This window comes from Nocardia sp. NPDC050712 (assembly GCF_040654295.1).
GTDB lineage: Bacteria > Actinomycetota > Actinomycetes > Mycobacteriales > Mycobacteriaceae > Nocardia.
In genome coordinates this window covers 428,300-443,935 of record NZ_JBFAHT010000005.1, presented here as the reverse complement: position 1 = coordinate 443,935, position 15,636 = coordinate 428,300, and the positions used below count along the sequence as shown (strand labels likewise).

Annotated in this window: 15 protein-coding genes; 11 read left to right on the top strand and 4 right to left on the bottom strand. The window is 68.0% G+C overall.

All coding sequences use genetic code 11. From position 1 onward, the window contains the following. The first annotated feature begins 72 nt into the window (after window positions 1-72). The 10 genes from AB0H76_RS34835 to AB0H76_RS34790 all read left to right on the top strand — a co-directional run bounded on the left by AB0H76_RS34835 (window position 73) and on the right by AB0H76_RS34790 (window position 12,565). Window positions 73-3,474 carry a beta-ketoacyl synthase N-terminal-like domain-containing protein gene (locus AB0H76_RS34835; RefSeq protein ID WP_357331333.1) on the top strand — a complete coding sequence of 1,134 codons (3,402 nt, stop codon included), beginning with the start codon at window positions 73-75 and terminating at the stop codon, window positions 3,472-3,474. Next, window positions 3,471-4,433 (top strand): AfsA-related hotdog domain-containing protein, encoded by a 963-nt coding sequence (locus tag AB0H76_RS34830; RefSeq protein ID WP_357331332.1) that lies wholly within the window; start codon window positions 3,471-3,473, stop codon window positions 4,431-4,433. Before AB0H76_RS34835 ends, AB0H76_RS34830 begins: the two co-directional genes overlap by 4 nt. 21 nt (window positions 4,434-4,454) lie before the next feature. Next, complete coding sequence (locus tag AB0H76_RS34825; protein ID WP_357331331.1) at window positions 4,455-5,771, top strand: FAD-dependent oxidoreductase; 1,317 nt, start codon at window positions 4,455-4,457, stop codon at window positions 5,769-5,771. Window positions 5,772-5,775: 4 nt separating this feature from the next. Then, window positions 5,776-7,767, top strand: coding sequence for an AMP-binding protein (locus tag AB0H76_RS34820; protein ID WP_357331330.1), 1,992 nt, complete (start codon window positions 5,776-5,778; stop codon window positions 7,765-7,767). 251 nt (window positions 7,768-8,018) lie between these two features. Beyond that, entirely contained in the window at window positions 8,019-8,423 is a 405-nt protein-coding gene (locus AB0H76_RS34815; RefSeq protein WP_357331329.1) for a hypothetical protein, read from the top strand. A gap of 72 nt (window positions 8,424-8,495) precedes the next feature. After that, window positions 8,496-9,341, top strand: coding sequence for a hypothetical protein (locus AB0H76_RS34810; protein ID WP_357331328.1), 846 nt, complete (start codon window positions 8,496-8,498; stop codon window positions 9,339-9,341). A gap of 171 nt (window positions 9,342-9,512) precedes the next feature. Then, window positions 9,513-9,911, top strand: a complete 399-nt coding sequence (locus AB0H76_RS34805) for a hypothetical protein (protein ID WP_357331327.1) — start codon at window positions 9,513-9,515, stop codon at window positions 9,909-9,911. A gap of 98 nt (window positions 9,912-10,009) precedes the next feature. Next, the gene (locus AB0H76_RS34800) at window positions 10,010-10,834 is read left to right on the top strand and encodes a class I SAM-dependent methyltransferase (protein WP_357331326.1); all 825 of its coding nucleotides are present in this window, start codon (window positions 10,010-10,012) and stop codon (window positions 10,832-10,834) included. A gap of 184 nt (window positions 10,835-11,018) precedes the next feature. Further along, entirely contained in the window at window positions 11,019-11,801 is a 783-nt protein-coding gene (locus AB0H76_RS34795) for a GAF and ANTAR domain-containing protein (RefSeq protein WP_357331325.1), read from the top strand. A 20-nt stretch (window positions 11,802-11,821) separates the two neighbouring features. Beyond that, the gene (locus tag AB0H76_RS34790; RefSeq protein ID WP_357331324.1) at window positions 11,822-12,565 is read left to right on the top strand and encodes a GAF and ANTAR domain-containing protein; all 744 of its coding nucleotides are present in this window, start codon (window positions 11,822-11,824) and stop codon (window positions 12,563-12,565) included. On the opposite strand, the gene AB0H76_RS34785 is transcribed toward AB0H76_RS34790, so the two are convergent. The 4 genes from AB0H76_RS34785 to AB0H76_RS34770 are packed head-to-tail and all read right to left on the bottom strand — an operon-like array spanning window position 12,562 to window position 14,647. Then, window positions 12,562-13,131 carry a GNAT family N-acetyltransferase gene (locus AB0H76_RS34785; protein WP_357331323.1) on the bottom strand — a complete coding sequence of 190 codons (570 nt, stop codon included), beginning with the start codon at window positions 13,129-13,131 and terminating at the stop codon, window positions 12,562-12,564. The genes AB0H76_RS34790 and AB0H76_RS34785 overlap by 4 nt on opposite strands. Window positions 13,132-13,145: 14 nt before the next feature. Next, entirely contained in the window at window positions 13,146-13,568 is a 423-nt protein-coding gene (locus tag AB0H76_RS34780) for a MarR family transcriptional regulator (protein ID WP_357331322.1), read from the bottom strand. 24 nt (window positions 13,569-13,592) lie between these two features. Then, window positions 13,593-14,126, bottom strand: a complete 534-nt coding sequence (locus tag AB0H76_RS34775) for a DUF6790 family protein (protein ID WP_357331321.1) — start codon at window positions 14,124-14,126, stop codon at window positions 13,593-13,595. 50 nt (window positions 14,127-14,176) lie between these two features. Next, window positions 14,177-14,647: a MarR family transcriptional regulator gene (locus AB0H76_RS34770; RefSeq protein ID WP_357331320.1), complete on the bottom strand. Its 471-nt coding sequence runs from the start codon at window positions 14,645-14,647 to the stop codon at window positions 14,177-14,179. Between the two features lie 122 nt (window positions 14,648-14,769). Between AB0H76_RS34770 and AB0H76_RS34765 the strand changes: the two genes are divergently transcribed. Next, on the top strand, window positions 14,770-15,621 hold the full coding sequence (locus tag AB0H76_RS34765) for a class III extradiol ring-cleavage dioxygenase (RefSeq protein WP_357331319.1): 852 nt from the start codon (window positions 14,770-14,772) through the stop codon (window positions 15,619-15,621). Window positions 15,622-15,636 lie beyond the last annotated feature (15 nt).

Below are 15,636 nucleotides of genomic sequence, written 5' to 3'. Positions count from 1 at the left end.
GCAACAAGCCGGCCGCGCGATAACTCGGGGTAGCGCAGCGCAACCGGTTTCGATGGATACGAGGTTTGCCGAATGTCGCAGTTTGATCTGAACGGTGCGTCGGGACCCGCTCGCTCGGGGGATTCGGTGGGCCGTGCGCTCGGCGAGTTGCAGCGCCGATACCTCGACGAGCAGCACCGACTGCTCACCAGCATGATTCAACGTCAGATAGAGCTGGTGCTCGGCGATTTCGCGCCGGAGAACATCGATCCCGCACTGGGTTTCGGTGATCTGGGGCTCGATTCCCGGACCGCGGTGGAGCTGCGGGACCGGGTGGCGGCCGAAACCGGAATCGCCCTGCCCGCCGCGGTGGTCTTCGACCATCCGACGGTCGGCCACCTGGCCGAGCACCTGCGGGAGCTGATGGAATCGGGACCGGCGATCGAGGCCGCCGCGGCCTCGCCCCCGGCGGCGAGCGTCGAGGACGACCCGATCGTGATCGTGGGGATGGCCTGCCGGTTCCCCGGCGGGATCGCCACCCCGGACGACCTGTGGCGGGTGGTCTCCGAGCAGCGCGACGCGATCGCCGATTTTCCGGCCGATCGCGGCTGGCCCCTCGAGGCGATCTACGATCCCGAGCCCGGCACCCCGGGGACGTCCTACGTCCGCGAGGGCGGATTCCTCGACGGTGCGGGGGACTTCGACGCCGGATTCTTCGGGATCTCGGCACGCGAGGCGCTGGCGATGGATCCGCAGCAGCGCTTGATGCTCGAACTCGCCTGGGAGGCACTGGAACGGGCCCGGATCAACCCGGAGTCTCTGCGGGGCACCGACACCGGCGTGTTCCTCGGGCTCAACGATATGGGCTACCGGTCGCTGCTGAGCGCGGGCCCGGAGCTGGCCGGCGCGGAAAGCTATCTACTGACCGGCAATATGCCCGCCGTCGCGTCCGGCCGGATCAGCTACTTCCTCGGATTGCAGGGCCCTGCGGTCTCGATCGATACGGCGTGCTCGTCTTCGCTGGTCGCGTTGCACCAGGCCGCGCAGTCGCTGCGGACCGGCGAGAGTTCGCTGGCGCTGGCGGGCGGCGTGACGGTGACGATCTCGCCGCTCGGCTACGTCTTCTTCTCCGCGCAGCGGGGGCTGGCGCGCGATGCCCGCTGTAAGTCCTATGCCGCGGCGGCCGACGGCACCTCCTGGTCCGAGGGCGCGGGTCTGGTTGTGCTGGAACGTCTTTCGGATGCAAGGCGCAACGGTCATCCGGTCGCCGCGGTGCTGCGCGGTTCGGCGATCAACCAGGACGGGGCTTCCAACGGCCTGACCGCGCCGAACGGCCTTTCTCAGCAACGGGTCATCCGGCAGGCGCTGGCCAACGCGGGCCTGGCGGCCTCCGAGGTGGACGTGGTCGAGGGCCACGGCACCGGGACGGTGCTCGGCGACCCGATCGAGGCACAGGCCCTGCTGGCCACCTATGGGCGCCGGCCCGCCGAGCAGCCGTTGCTGCTCGGGTCGATCAAATCCAATATCGGGCACACCCAGTCCGCCGCGGGCATGGCCGGGCTGATCAAGACGATCCTGGCGATGCGGCAGGGGGTGGTGCCACCGACGTTGCACGTCGACAAACCGTCACCGCACGCCGACTGGACGGCCGGGCACATCCGGCTGGTGACCGAGCCCGAGCCGTGGCCCGAGCGCGGTCGCCCGCGGCGGGCGGCCATCTCCTCCTTCGGGATCAGCGGCACCAACGCGCACGTGATCGTCGAATACGACCCGCTGATCACCGGATCGGTTGCGGCGGAACCGGATCGGATCGAGAGCGACGAGCTGTCGGTGTGTGTCCTGTCCGCCAAGACCGCGCAGGCCCTGCGCGGCCAAGCGCAACGACTGCGCGCCGCGTGCGAAGCCGATCCGCGGGCCGACGTCGCGAGCATCGGGCTGTCGACGGCGACCACCCGCGCCGCGTTCGACCACCGGGCGGCCCTGGTCGTGGACGGCCGAGCCGAACTGCTGGACGGTCTTGCGATGGTGGCCGAGGGCGCCTACACGCCGTCGGTCATCACCGGCCGCGCCGCGTCGCCCGGGAAGATCGCGGTGCTGCTTCCCGGCCAGGGCAGCCAGGCCGTGGGCATGGGATACCAGCTGTATCAAGCGTTTCCGGCGTTCGCCGCGGCATTCGACGACCTGTGCGCCGCCTTCGACCCGCATCTCGATCGGCCGCTGCGCGCGGTCGTCTTCGGGACCGACGCGGAGCTGCTGGATCGCACCGAATACACCCAGCCCGCTCTCTTCACCATCGAGGTCGCCACCCTGCACCTGCTCCACTCCTGGGGGCTGGCACCGGATTTCGTGCTCGGCCACTCCATCGGCGAGCTGGCCGCCGCGCACTTCGGCGGCGTCTTCGACCGCACCGAGGCCGCCGCGGTGGTCGCGGCGCGCGGCCGGCTGATGCAGCGGCTGCGGCCGGGGGCCATGGTTTCGGTGCGGGCCTCCCATGCCGAGGTCGAGGCGTCCATCGCGGGCCAGGAAGCCACGGTATCGATCGCGGCGAGCAACGGGCCCAATGCCACGGTCATCGCAGGTGACGACGCCGCGGTGACCGCGGCGGCCAAGCATTGGCGCGAACGCGGGCGCCGGGTCAAACGACTCCGGGTCGAACGCGCCTTCCACTCCCCGCATCTGGACGACATCCTCGACGAATACCGCCGGGTGCTGGCCGAGACGTCGCTGCGCCCCTCCTCGATTCCGCTGGTATCCAACGTGACCGGTCGCCTCGCGACGGCCGCGGAACTGTGCTCGCCCGAATACTGGGGGCGCCAGGCTCGCCAGACCGTGCGATTCCACGACGGCATCGACTTTCTCGCCGGCGCCGGGGTGAGCACGTTCCTGGAGGTCGGTCCGGGCGAGGCGCTGGCCGCGATGGCCCAGGAATGCCTCGCGGAGGGCGGCCGGACCACGATCGCGACCCTGCGGAAAGGCCAGCCGGAGGCCCGGAGTCTGTTGCGGGCCACCGCCGCCGCCTGGGCCGCGGGCGCCGAGCTGGACTGGGGTGCGGTCTACGCGGGACGCGCGGCCGAGGTAATCGACTTGCCCACCTACAGCTTTCAGCACCGTCACTACTGGATCGGCGCCGACATCACCACCGTGGCGATGCTGGACCCGCGGACCCAGGCCGAGCCCGTGGCCGACCCGGCGCAGGAGTTCCGGAACCGGCTGGCCGAGTTGCCCGAGTCCGAGCGGCTCGAGTTCGCCGCGGCGGTGGTGCGGGCACAGGTCGAGGAGATCCTGGTCGACCAGGACACGGTGTTCGACTCCGACCGAACCCTTTTCGAGGTCGGACTGACCTCGCTCTCGATGCTGGAACTGCGCAGCAGGCTGAATCATGTTGCCGGGACTTCGATCTCGCTGGAGAGCCTGATCACCCATCCGACCGTCCGCGGTGCGGCCGAACTGATCACCGGCCGCGGCGAACCCGTTTTACAGGAGGTGGCGCGATGACGTCGACCGAGACCGGGCTGAGTTTCGAACGCACGGTGCCGTGCGCACTGGCCCACCGCCGGGCCCTCGGCGAGGTGTTCGTGGCCGATACCGCCCCGGCCGAGATGGACGGCTTCCTCGCCGCCATCCAGATTCCGCGGGCGCACTCGCTGTGGTTCGACCGGCTGGTGGACTACCACGATCCGTTGTCCACCGTGGAGGCCATCCGGCAGGCGATGATCGTGGTCGGGCACCGGTACATGAGCGTCCCGGCCGGCGCCCCGGCCAGCCTCCAGCAGTTGGAGTTCGAGGTCGAGGATCTGAGCGCCTACCGCGACCAGGCGAACGTCCCGCTGGAAGGTATCGTCCGGGCGCGCGCCGGGCTGGCGGGCACCTTCGGCGACGCCGCGGGCACCTTCTTCGAGGCCGTGCTGACCATCGGCCGGGTGCGAGCGCTGACCTTGCGCGGGGGCGGGATCCAGTTTCCGGCGGCGACCTACCAGGAGATCCGCAAGCTCCAGCAGGCCGGTCGGCCGATGGGCGACGAATCCGGCAATGCCACAGTCGAACCCGTCGATCCGGCCCGGGTCGGCCGACGTGATCCGCGCAACGTAGTGGTGGGCGCGGCGCTACCCGGGGACCAGCCGCGGATACCGCTGGTGGTCGATCAGCGGCACCCGTCCTTCTTCGACCATCCCTACGACCACGTGCCCGGCCCGCTGCTGATCGAAGGATGTCGGCAGGCGGCGATCGTCGCCGCGGTCGAAGCCGGTGCGCTGGCGTCCCCGATCGCGGCCGTCACCGCCTGCGCCACCACCTTCACCGGGTTCGCCGAACTCGGATCACTCATCGAATTCTCGGCCACCGCACACAGCGACGCCGATACCGGGGGCGCCGAGGTCGAACTCGGCGTGCATCAGTTCGGCACGCAGATCGCGCACTGCCGCATCGAACTCGCGCCGTATCCGGGCCTTGCCTGAGCACACAAAGGAGTCACAACGATGAATCGTTCGGCAAACAACAGCGCCAAGAGATTCGCGGTGGTCGGTGGCGGCGTAGCCGGTATCGCCGCGGCCTACCACCTGCATCTGGCCGGTCACGAAGTCGAGCTGCTCGAGCGTAATCCCTTGCTGGGCGGGCGTTTCGGCGTCGACCACCTCGGCGACCGCCCGGTCATGATGGGCGGCAAGAACATCAGCCGCACCTACACCGAACTGCGCGGGTTCCTCGCCGCGATGCGAGCCGACAAGTTCGAATACTTCGGCGTCAATACCTCCCGCCTCATCGACGGCAAGCTGGTCACCTTCGACAGCAAGAACAGCCGGCTCGACCTGATCCGCAAATTCGGCAAACTGGGCGCACCGCTGGACCTGCTGAAACTGCTCCTCCTGATGATCACGATCAAGCGCGACGAGAGCAACCGGTTCCTCGGCGGCGCGACCTTCTCCCGCGTCGGGGCGCGCCGTGATCACAAGCCGCTCACCGTCTATTTCGGACAGGCGCTGGTGAACAACATGTTCCGGCCGCTGACCGTGCGGCTCAACGGCGCCGAGCCCGACGAGATGTACCTGGGCAACTTCAATGTGAATCTGAGCCTGGCCAGCACCTTCGACCAGTTGACCGACGGTGTCCAGCCCGCGCTCACCGAATTCGCGAAAAAGGTTACGGTGCTTCCGAATTCCCGGGTGGAGTCGCTGGTAATCGAAGACGGTCAGGTGCGTGGCGTCCAAATCGCGCGCGACGGCAGAGCACCGGAGGTCCGTTCCTACGACGGGGTCGTGGTCGCGACGCCCGCCTACGCCACCGCCGACATCGTGAAGTCGAATCTGCCCGAACTGAGCGAGTTGCTGGCCGAGGTCCGATACTTCCCGGCCGCGGTCGCGGTCATCGAATACGATCGGCCGGTCTTCGATCAGGTCGTCCGCGCGATCGCGCTCGACGGCGGGCGCTGCAGCAATGCCGGCGTCTACGGCGTCAACGATTTGAATATCGTGCGATACACCTTCAGCGGGCGCGCCGCCCGCCCCATGCCGACCGCCGACAATCTCGAATCCTGGATCGACGAAGCCGAAGACCTCATCAAGGGTCTGCTCGGCATCGAAGGCGACCTGCGCAGAGTGCATTCGGCGACCCGCATCTGGGATGCCGCCTACTGCGCCTACCTGCCGTTCTACGGAGATTTCCTGTCGAAGGTGCGGACCGAGCTGGCGGGGGCGCCCGGCCTCGAACTCGCCGGTGACTACGTGAAGGGAGCGCCGCTGGAGGCGTGCTTCCGTTCCGGCCGAGAAGCCGCGGAACGTCTCCTGAGCCGGAAGTGAGACCATGATTTCCTACATCGACCTCGTGCGCGCGGGCGCGCGGACCCGCGGCGACGAAGTTCTCTACACCTATCTGGTCGACGGTGAATCGCGGGAACTCCAGCTGAGCTGGGCCCAATTGGATTCGCGAGCCCGCGCTATCGCGGGGGAACTGCAAGCGCGCGGGCTCGCGGGACGCTGTGTGCTGCTGGTCTATCCGGCCGGAATCGATTACGTGGTGGCGTTTTTCGCGTGCCTGTACGCCGGGGTATTCGCGGTGCCCGCGTATCCGCCGGAACTCAATCGTTCGGTTTCCCAGCTGCGGGCCATCATCGCGGGTGCGGCCATCGAGGTCGCGCTGACCGACGCGCAGGTGCACGCCCGCATCGAGACCTTCCTCGGCGTCGAGCCCGCGCTCGCGCCGTTGCGCTGGATCGTCACCGGCGACGTACCGGACGAACGGGCCGCGGACTGGGTGGCGCCGGTGCTCACCGAGGACAGTCTGGCCTTCCTGCAATACACCTCCGGCTCGACCTCGGCGCCCAAGGGCGTCATGGTCACCCATGGCAATATGCTGCACTGCGGTTCGGTCTTCGCGCGGCTCGCCGAACCGGGTGCGCGGATCCTGAGCTGGTTGCCGCAGTACCACGACCTGGGGTTGTTCTTCGGTCTGCTGCAACCGGTCTACGGCCGCAACCCGATCATCATGATGTCGCCGCTGGACTTTCTGCGGCGGCCGGCGCGCTGGGTCGAGGCGATGTCGCGCTACCGCGTCCAGGTGACGGCGGCGCCGAACTTCGCCTACGACCTGTGTGCCCGCCGCACCACCCGCCAGGAGGTGGAGCAGCTCGACCTCAGCTCGTGGCAGGTGGCGATCAATGCCGCCGAACCGGTCCGGGCCGCCACCCTGGACCGTTTCGACAAGGTCTTCGCGTCGGCGGGTTTCCGCAGCTCGGCACACCTGAACCTGTACGGCCTCGCCGAAGGGCTGGTGCTGACCACCGGTCCGGTCCACAGCCCGCCGCAGGTGGAGCGGTTCGACGCCCAGGCGCTCGGCCGCGGGATCGCCGAGCCCGCGCGGCAACAAGGCAACGGTGTCGTGCTGGTCAGCGCGGGCCACGCTGTCGAGGGACAGCATGTCGTCATCGTGGGCGAGCAAACCGGCACCGAGTGCGGCGCCGGGCAGGTCGGGGAAATCTGGGTCACGGGCGGCAGCGTCGGCTCGGGCTACTGGGAGCAGCCGGTGGAAAGCGCCGAGACCTTCGGGGCCACCCTGGCCGGCGACGGTGCCCGGTACCTGCGCACCGGAGACCTCGGATTCGTCCACGACGGACAGCTTTTCGTCACCGGCCGCAGCAAGGACGTCATCATCATCCGCGGTCAGAACGTCTACCCGCAGGATCTGGAACGCTCCGCCGAAGAATGCCATCCGGCATTGCGCCCGGGCTGCGTCGCGGCCGTCGATATCGGCACCGGCGCCGAGAACGAGGGCGACCATCTGGTCATCGTGCAGGAGGTCCGCGCCGACTGGCGCGGGAACCTCGCCGCGAGCACCGCCGCGATCCGGCGGGCGATCGCCACCGAACACGCACTTCCGCTCTATGCCATCGTGCTGATCCGTCCCGGCCAGATCCCCAAGACCTCGAGCGGCAAGATCCGCCGCCGCGAGACCCGGACGATGTTGCTGGCCAACGAATTCGAGGTGCTGCACGAATGGTGGCTGGCGGAGCCGGCCGGCGCCGACCTGGACAGCGGCGACATCGAAGCCTGGCTCAAAGTCCGTCTCTCCGAACGATTCGACCTGAACCCCACCGAGATCGACACCCGCGCACCGTTCGCGGAATTCGGCTTGAACTCCGCCGAGGCCGTCGAGGTCGCCACCGACCTGGCCAACTGGCTCCGGTTCCCGATCTCCACCGTCGTCATGTGGGACCACCCCACCATCGAAGGAGTGGCACAGCACCTGTCCACGGCCATGCGCCGCCGCACCCGGATCTCGGCCGAGGGCCTGCGATGAGCCGTCGCCGATGGGCCGCCCTGGTGGTGCGCGTACTCCCCTACTTCGGCTCCCTGGGCATGATGGCACCGACGGGCTATCCACCGCGCAGTGGCGAAACAGGCGGTCCGGCCGCGACGGATGCCACCGATGCCGATATTTGGCAGACTGACGGAGAAATCTTCATCCGCCGGAACGATCCCCGCTGAACCCTCGGGCCGCAGATCGAGAGGCGCGAGCGCGTTCACCGAACTTTCGAGTTGGGAGAAACGATGACTCCGCGAGACGACAAACCCGTTCCGCCCGCGTCGGACAACGCCGCCGACGTCGATCTGGCCTGGGCTCCGCGGGACCACACCTGGTCCCACCAGGAGGCGGAATCCCGCGCGCTGAAATGGGCCGACGGCGATCCCCTGAAACTCGCCAGCGTCTACCTCTATCGCGACCCGAAGGGCAACCCGGCGACCGAAGCCGACTACAAATTCCCGGTCGCCGACATCATCGGCGGCACACCGAAACGCGTGTTCAGCGCGGTCACCCACGCGGCGGGGCGGCTGAATCAGGCGAAGATCTCCGACGCGGACCGCAAGCGGGTGCAGGATCGGATCACCGATCTTTATCGCGACGCGGCCAAAGCGTTCGACGATCCGTCCATCGAGGCGCCCTGGGAATCCTGAGCGGCCATTACACCCTGCGGTGAGCACACCGGCGGGGATGTCGAAACCCGCGGCGGCCAATAAGGTCTGCCCATGGACAAGCGCACGATCGACATTCTCGATGCCGGCTATCGGCCGCGTGCGACGCTGTGGGATCCCGTCCGCGGGCAGAGCATCCTCGACGAGGCCGTGGTCACCACCGCTGAACGCGCGCACCTGGATTCGGCGGGGATCGTCGTCAACGACTTCGTGACCTGGGAGCACGATGAACTGGTCGATCGGGCCCGCGCCGCCGCGCGAACGCTCGATCTGCGCGGCGCCTGCGCGGCATTCGTCGCTGGTGTCGGCGGGAGCGCGCGGCGTGGTCTTCCGGTGCTCGACGGCTATACGTGGTGCGCGAAGCTGCCTGACCACAGCTACCAGACGGTCCCCGAGTTGCGCGCCTGCGGTGTATGCGGGGCGACCCAGAGCAACACCGTCGACCGAACCGTGCTGCGCCTCCGGTTCTGGCAGGGCCAGCCGTGGTCGAACCTGATCGGCGCGGTCGTCAACCTCGAGGAATGGCGAACCCTGCCACCCGCCACGCCGACGGCCCAGGACCGGCTCGTGTTCGAGGCACTGCTGGACGCACTCGCCGCTGCCGCGCCGACGCTGTCACCCAGCGGTGCGGTCAAACTCCTCGGCCAAGCCAAGGTGATACCCAAATCCAATGCCGGACTTCGCTATCGGATCCTCGAAGCACTCGCCGACACCGGCGTCCTTCCACAAACTTCCATCGGCCTGCGCACCGAGCAATGGGTGGACGCGGTGGACCAGTCCCGCGCCTGGTCCACCCTCGGCCGTTCCCATCGCTCCGACGTCCCGCTGCCGCTCGCCGCATGGAACGGAGCGCACGGCGTCGATCGGCGACGAGCGATCGAACTGTTCGCGCACTGTTGAGTGGAAGGAGTGACGGGACGGTGCATTTGGCCGGTATGTCGCGGAAGGTCAGTTTGCCGAGAAGTGGTGTCGAGCAGTAGATCTGGTGCTCACGCAGCGGAGTCTGCCGCGACACTCCGGCCCGACGGCGGGCTGGCACTCGACGCGGCCGGGGCCGGGTTGGATGCCAGCATGAACCGCATCCCCCACCGGGCTCTCGGCGTCCTGGCATTAGCAGTGGCGCCCATGGCCGTACCGGTCCAGGCATCGGCGACCGGGAGCATCGTCCTCACCAACGCGGACTCCGCCAGGTCGGTAGAGGCAGTGGCCGGTCACGACATCGAGGTCCGGCTCACCAGCTACCGCGAGAACGGGCTTACCTACACCTGGCAGCTCCCGGAAACCAGCGACTCGGCGAAACTGCCGCGCACCTCCGACAACGTCAATCCCGCCGGTCACGCCGCGGCCGTTTTCCACGCGGACGGCCCCGGCGACAGTGTGATCACTGTGCACCGCACCTGCCGCCCGGATCCGGACCGCAACTGTCCCGCCGTCATGCATCCGTGGAAAGCCGCGGTGCGCGTGAAATAGCGGACATCCCGGCAACAGGTCTGGATGGCCCGTCCTCGGGCCATCTCGACCGTAAAACTGTGTGACCCGCGAGGTGCCGTTGTGCCACAGTGGCGATCGTGACCGAGGACTACCGCACCCTGAACAAGGCGAACTGGGACGAGCGCGCACCGGCACACGCCGCGTCCCCCGACTACGAGCTGAGCCGATTCCGCACCGATCCCGAGTTCCTCAGCGCGGTAGTCCGTTTCGATCGACCACTCCTGGGTTCCGTGCGGGGGTTGCGCGGTGTGCACCTGCAATGCCACATCGGGACCGACACCCTGTCGCTGGCACGATCGGGCGCGCAGATGACCGGGCTCGATTTCTCTCCGGCCTCGCTGGCCCAGGCACGCCGGCTCGCCGAACAGACCGGCACGCCGATCGACTTCGTGGAGTCCGATGTCTACGCGGCCCGGGCCGCGCTCGGCACCGAACGGTTCGACCTGGTGTACACCGGAATCGGCGCGCTGTGCTGGCTGCCGAGCGTGCGGCGCTGGGCCGAGACCGTCGCGGGCCTGCTGCGTCCCGGCGGCCGCCTGTTCTTGCGCGAGGGACATCCGACGCTCTGGGCCATCGACGAAACGCACACCGACGCACTGGCTCTCGGCTATCCCTACTTCGAACTGCCGGAGCCGATGGTGTTCGCCGAGGAAGGCACCTACGTCGACACCGATGTCGAATTCACCGCCACCACGACGCACGAGTGGAATCACGGGCTCGGTGAGATCGTTACCGCGGTGCTCGACGCCGGCCTGACCTTGACAGGTCTCACCGAGCACACCAGCGTGCCGTGGAACGCTTTGCCCGGCCGAATGCGACGCGACGCCGACGGTGAATGGCATCTGTCCGAGCATCCGGAGCGCCTCCCGCTGAGCTATACCTTGCAAGCCGTCAAACGGTGAGCTGAAACAGCTACGCCCGCCGCTTCAGATGTCGCGCGCGACAAAGGATCTCGCGGCGGCCTAAGATGAAACTCGATGCTTCTCGCGCGTATGTCCGCGACGCGGAAACCCCACTGCACCGAGGCAGGGACCACCTGGAAAGCGGACGGGACAGGCGCGGTGGCGTGAGCTTCCCCAATCGCCTATGACCTCCTTCGCCGAGGTGACCACACGATTCCTGACGGTCTTGCATCATGAGGACTATCGGGTGAGCGGGTTGTGCACAGCCGCGGCCGAGGTGCTCTCGATCGAACGCGCCGCGATCTCGATCGACGAGCAGGACGCCGGCCTGCAAGCCTGGTGCGCCACCGATCGGACCGCCGCCACCATCGAGCAGGTACAGGCCATGCTCGGCGAAGGCCCCGGCGTCACCGCGATCGACGACAGCTCCCCGGTACTGGTTCCGGACCTGAGCGTCGACAACCACCGCTGGCCGGGATTCCTCAGCGTCCTCGCCGGCCAGAACATCACCGGCTCGATGTTCGCGCTGCCGCTACAGCTCGGGGTCGTGCAATTGGGCGTCCTCGACCTCTACTGCGCCGAGCCCGGCGATCTGGACCGTCACACTCTCGCGGCGGGACTGCACGTGGCCGACCTGGTCGCCACGCTGCTGCTCACCGGCAGCCCGCGCGGCAACCGCGATACCGAGGGACGCATCCGCGAGGTGACACCGCTGCGTGATCTCCTGCTGACCGACCAGCCTGCCACCGAGGGCGTCGGTTCCCGTTTCGAGTGGTGGTGGCAAGCCGGTGCCAGCAACCGCGACATCCACCAGGCCGCCGGCATGGTGATCGCCCAAACCGGCGCCTCCGCCCGCGATGCCTACGCCCTGCTCCGCGGATACGCCTACGCCGAAGGACTGTCCCTGACCGAAGTCGCCGAGCGCGTCGTGGCCCGACGGCTGCGTTTCGGCCCCGAAAACCGTTGAAGGAGGGGGTCTCCCAGACCATGGAATCTCGAGAAGGACCACTGCTCGACGCCTTCGTGCGGCTCGCCGACACCTTGATCGTCGACTACGACGTGGTCGAACTGTCCCAGGAATTGGTCGAGGCCTGCGTGCGGTTGCTCGGCGTAGCCCAGGCCGGACTGCTGGTAACCGATCACCGCGGCGCATTGCAGGTGCTGGCCGCGACCAGCGAGCAAACCCATCTGCTGGAACTGTTCCAGCTCGAATCCGCGCACGGGCCGTGCCTGCAGGCCTTCCACACCGGCATCCCGGTTCCGGTCCACGACCTCGCCGCGGCCGCCTCCCGATGGCCGGAGTTCGCCCGCCGCGGTTTGGACAGCGGCTATCTTTCGATATACGCCGTGCCCTTGCGACTGCGTTCCGAAACCATCGGTGCGCTAAACCTTTTCGGCATGAGCAAGTCCGCGCTCAGCGGCGAGGACCTGCGGCTGGCGCAGGCGCTGGCCGATGTCGCCTGCATCGGCATCCTGCAAGACCGGATGCGTAGCCGCGCCGAAACGCTGAACCGGCAGCTGCGTTCGGCGTTGAACACCCGGATAGTCATCGAACAGGCCAAAGGGGTGCTCGCCGAACGCGGGCAGCTCGATATGGATCAGGCCTTCCACCGATTACGTGATCACGCGCGCAGCAACCAACTACGGCCGGCCGACGTGTCCGCGGGCGTGGTCTCGGGTGAACTGGACACCAGCGCGATCCTGGCCCGGCCGACCAACCCCTCCGGTTAGCCGCGCGTTTCAGCCCGCAGACGTTCCCACACCACGTCGATCCCGATCTCCCCCGGCGTGAGTGGATCGCGCGCGGGTGACCGGCGGGCGATCTCGGTGAAACCCAATCGGGGTGGTACCACCGCGCTCGCGAGGTTCGCCGCGTCGTGCCAAATCTGTACCCGCTCGATGCCGGGCAGGGCGAAGGCCTGCTCGACGAGTGCGGCAGCGGCGGCGCCGGCATACCCGTGCCCGGTGTGCGCGGGGTGAATCCAGTAGCCGATCTCCCAGACGCCCGGCTCGTCGGCCCGTCGCAGGCCGGCCGATCCGACAGCCCGCCCGTCCACCAGGACGGCAAAGCCGTACGCCGCACCCGATTCCCACGCGCCCGCAGCCTCGGCGAGGGACTGTCGCACCGTTTCCCGCGGATGCTCTCCGACTTGCGTGACCCAGCCCATCCATGGCCGCAGGTGCGCCAGCGACTCGTTCACGATCCGGTGCAGCGTGACCTCGTCGGCCGGCAACCATCGACGCAATTCGATCCCGCCGTAGCGCACCGATTCCGCGGGCCCTGCCGTGTCGTTCATCGTCACCACGATAACTAGCGCGGTGGTTCGAGGATTTCGGCCAGTGCGGCGGTGTCGCGCAGGTAGCGCTCGTAGGGGAAATCGGCGGCGAGCAGGGCGGTGCGTAGTTCGTCGGCCAGGGGTTTGCCGGTGGCGTGGAAGGCGTTGCGGCCGGCCTCGGTGATGCCGACCAGTCGCCGGCGTTTGTGGTCGGGGTCGGTCTCGATCTGGACGAGTCCGGCTTCTTCCAGGGGGCGTAGTGCGCGGCTGACGGCCGGATCGGAGACCGCCAGTGCCTGTGCCAGTTGGTGCTGGGTGACCGGTGCGATGTCTTCCAGCGTTCCCAGCAGCCGGATTTGGCTGTAACTGAGCCCGGCGGTGTTGTCCACCCGCCGCCGGGCCGCTTCGCCGAGCAGGTACACCACGCGATGCAGTAGGTCTCCGAGTCCATCGTCCACCCGCCGAGCATATCCGAGTCTTACCTAGTTAAGACTCATTGCCGGTGCAGGCGAGACCGGCGCTTCGGCGGACAGTCGTTGCGCGCGGCGGGCGAGGACGATCATGACGGCGGGGAGGAGCAGGTCGCAGACCAGGACTCCCCCGGTGTTGCCCGGAGCGTGATCGCCGTTGGCGAACCACTGATAGACGTGCCCGATCAGCGCGCCCCAGAGGAACATTCCCGCACCGAGGCCGATGGTGATGCGTTCGCGAGCCGTGGCCGAGACGGCGCGAAAGCCCAAGACGGCGAGGCCGAGGTTGGCGAACGCGATCTCGAACTGGAACGGAGTCGAGTCGAAGCCGATCGCGGTGGCCATGACCTCCGGAACCGTGAGGAACGCGAACGTCATCCACAGGCTGCCGAAGCCGAGTGCGACAACGGCCCACCATCGTTGCCAGGTTTCCAGAGCGGCCTGGCGGGAGGGGCTGTGCCGGGTGGCAACGAGTGCGCCGATGACCGCTATCAGCGGCCAGATCAGGGGGACGGCGGTCTGGGCGAGGTAAGAGATCGGGTTCATGACTCAATCTTGCATGGTTAATATTAACCATGCAAGATTCAATTTTGTACTTACCCGGTGACCTCCCGCCGCACGGTCTCCGCGACGCGGGAGAGCGCCGCGCCGAGGTGGCGGCGCTGCACGGTGGTCAGGGGGTCGAACACAAGACGCCGCACATGCGCGACATGGCCGGGCGCGCAGTCGACCAGCTTCTGCCGGCCGGCCTCGGTCAGGGTGGCCAGGGTGTAGCGGCCGTCGCTCGGGTCGATGCGGCGCACGATCCACTCGCGCGCTTCGAAGCGATCCAAGAGCTTCGACAGCCGCGGGAGCGTGCTGTCGCAGTCGCGAGCGAGCTCACTGAGCCGCATGGTGTCCTGATCCACCATCGACAACCGGGCGAGCACGCTGTATTCGAAGTTCGACATGCCCGCGTCGCGCTGCAACTGCCGGTCCAGGGCCGCGGGCAGCGCGATCACCACGGTCAGCAGGTCCTGCCAGAGTTCTTGCTGCTCGGCGTCCAGCCACGGCGACGGTTCTTCCATGGGCCGGGACTTTACTTGACCAGGAAACAGATATCTATTGCCTAGGCAAGTTAGCCTGTGTACCGTTGAGTTGCCCAGGCAAGTCAATGCAGTCCGACCGTCCGGTAAGGGAACCGCACGCTATGACCGAACACATCCCAGCCGCGGCCTACGACGATCACCTCGCCCGGGTCCTCCCCCACGCCCGCGAACAGCGGCTCTGGACCCCCGCCGACGGGGCGCTGCCCACCATGTTCGTCAGCCACGGAGCGCCGTTCACCCTCGACGACCCGCAGTGGCTCGGCGATCTGTACACCTGGTCGCAGTCGCTACCCAAACCCCGTGGCATCGTGATCATTTCAGCGCACTGGGAGGACGCACCAGCCTCGATCTCGGGCGCGGCGGCCGGCACCCCGCTTTATTACGACTTCAGCGGCTTCCACCCCCGCTACAAGACCCTGCCCTACGCGACCCCGGACGCGACCGACCTCGCACGCCGGCTGACCGCCGCCCTCAGCCCGACGACCACGGTGCACGAGCGCCCCGATCGCGGGCTCGACCACGGCGCGTTCATCCCCCTGATGGCCATGTATCCCGCGGCCGACGTTCCGGTCGTCCAGCTGTCGATGCCCAGCCTCGATCCCGAAGTATTGCTCGAGTTCGGGGCACGGCTGCGAGCCCTGCGCGACGAAGGCATCCTGATCATCGGCTCGGGCTTCATGACCCACAGTTTCGCGGTCTTCCGTCGCCCGGACCTGGCCGCGTACACCCAGGCCTTCGACGAGTGGGCCGCCGACGCCCTCGAACGCGGCGATGTCGATGCCCTCACCGACTACCGGCGCAAGGCGCCCGCCGTCTCGGTCGCCCACCCGACGGCCGACCACTTCGTGCCCCTGCTGGCCACCGTCGGCGCCGCGAGCGATCCGCGCAGCGCTACCAGCGCGATCGATCGCATGGTGATGGGCAACTCGATCCGATCTGTGCAAATGAACTGAGCTGCTCGATCGAAC

Excerpts from the sequence above, each read along its gene's own strand:
- AB0H76_RS34825 (WP_357331331.1), top strand. The coding sequence starts at position 4,455 with ATGAATCGTTCGGCAAACAACAGCGCCAAGAGATTCGCGGTGGTCGGT.
- AB0H76_RS34835 (WP_357331333.1), top strand. The coding sequence starts at position 73 with ATGTCGCAGTTTGATCTGAACGGTGCGTCGGGACCCGCTCGCTCGGGG.
- AB0H76_RS34770 (WP_357331320.1), bottom strand. The coding sequence starts at position 14,647 with ATGGAAGAACCGTCGCCGTGGCTGGACGCCGAGCAGCAAGAACTCTGG.
- AB0H76_RS34795 (WP_357331325.1), top strand. The coding sequence starts at position 11,019 with ATGACCTCCTTCGCCGAGGTGACCACACGATTCCTGACGGTCTTGCAT.
- AB0H76_RS34830 (WP_357331332.1), top strand. The coding sequence starts at position 3,471 with ATGACGTCGACCGAGACCGGGCTGAGTTTCGAACGCACGGTGCCGTGC.
- AB0H76_RS34790 (WP_357331324.1), top strand. The coding sequence starts at position 11,822 with ATGGAATCTCGAGAAGGACCACTGCTCGACGCCTTCGTGCGGCTCGCC.
- AB0H76_RS34815 (WP_357331329.1), top strand. The coding sequence starts at position 8,019 with ATGACTCCGCGAGACGACAAACCCGTTCCGCCCGCGTCGGACAACGCC.
- AB0H76_RS34805 (WP_357331327.1), top strand. The coding sequence starts at position 9,513 with ATGAACCGCATCCCCCACCGGGCTCTCGGCGTCCTGGCATTAGCAGTG.
- AB0H76_RS34775 (WP_357331321.1), bottom strand. The coding sequence starts at position 14,126 with ATGAACCCGATCTCTTACCTCGCCCAGACCGCCGTCCCCCTGATCTGG.
- AB0H76_RS34765 (WP_357331319.1), top strand. The coding sequence starts at position 14,770 with ATGACCGAACACATCCCAGCCGCGGCCTACGACGATCACCTCGCCCGG.
- AB0H76_RS34820 (WP_357331330.1), top strand. The coding sequence starts at position 5,776 with ATGATTTCCTACATCGACCTCGTGCGCGCGGGCGCGCGGACCCGCGGC.
- AB0H76_RS34810 (WP_357331328.1), top strand. The coding sequence starts at position 8,496 with ATGGACAAGCGCACGATCGACATTCTCGATGCCGGCTATCGGCCGCGT.
- AB0H76_RS34785 (WP_357331323.1), bottom strand. The coding sequence starts at position 13,131 with ATGAACGACACGGCAGGGCCCGCGGAATCGGTGCGCTACGGCGGGATC.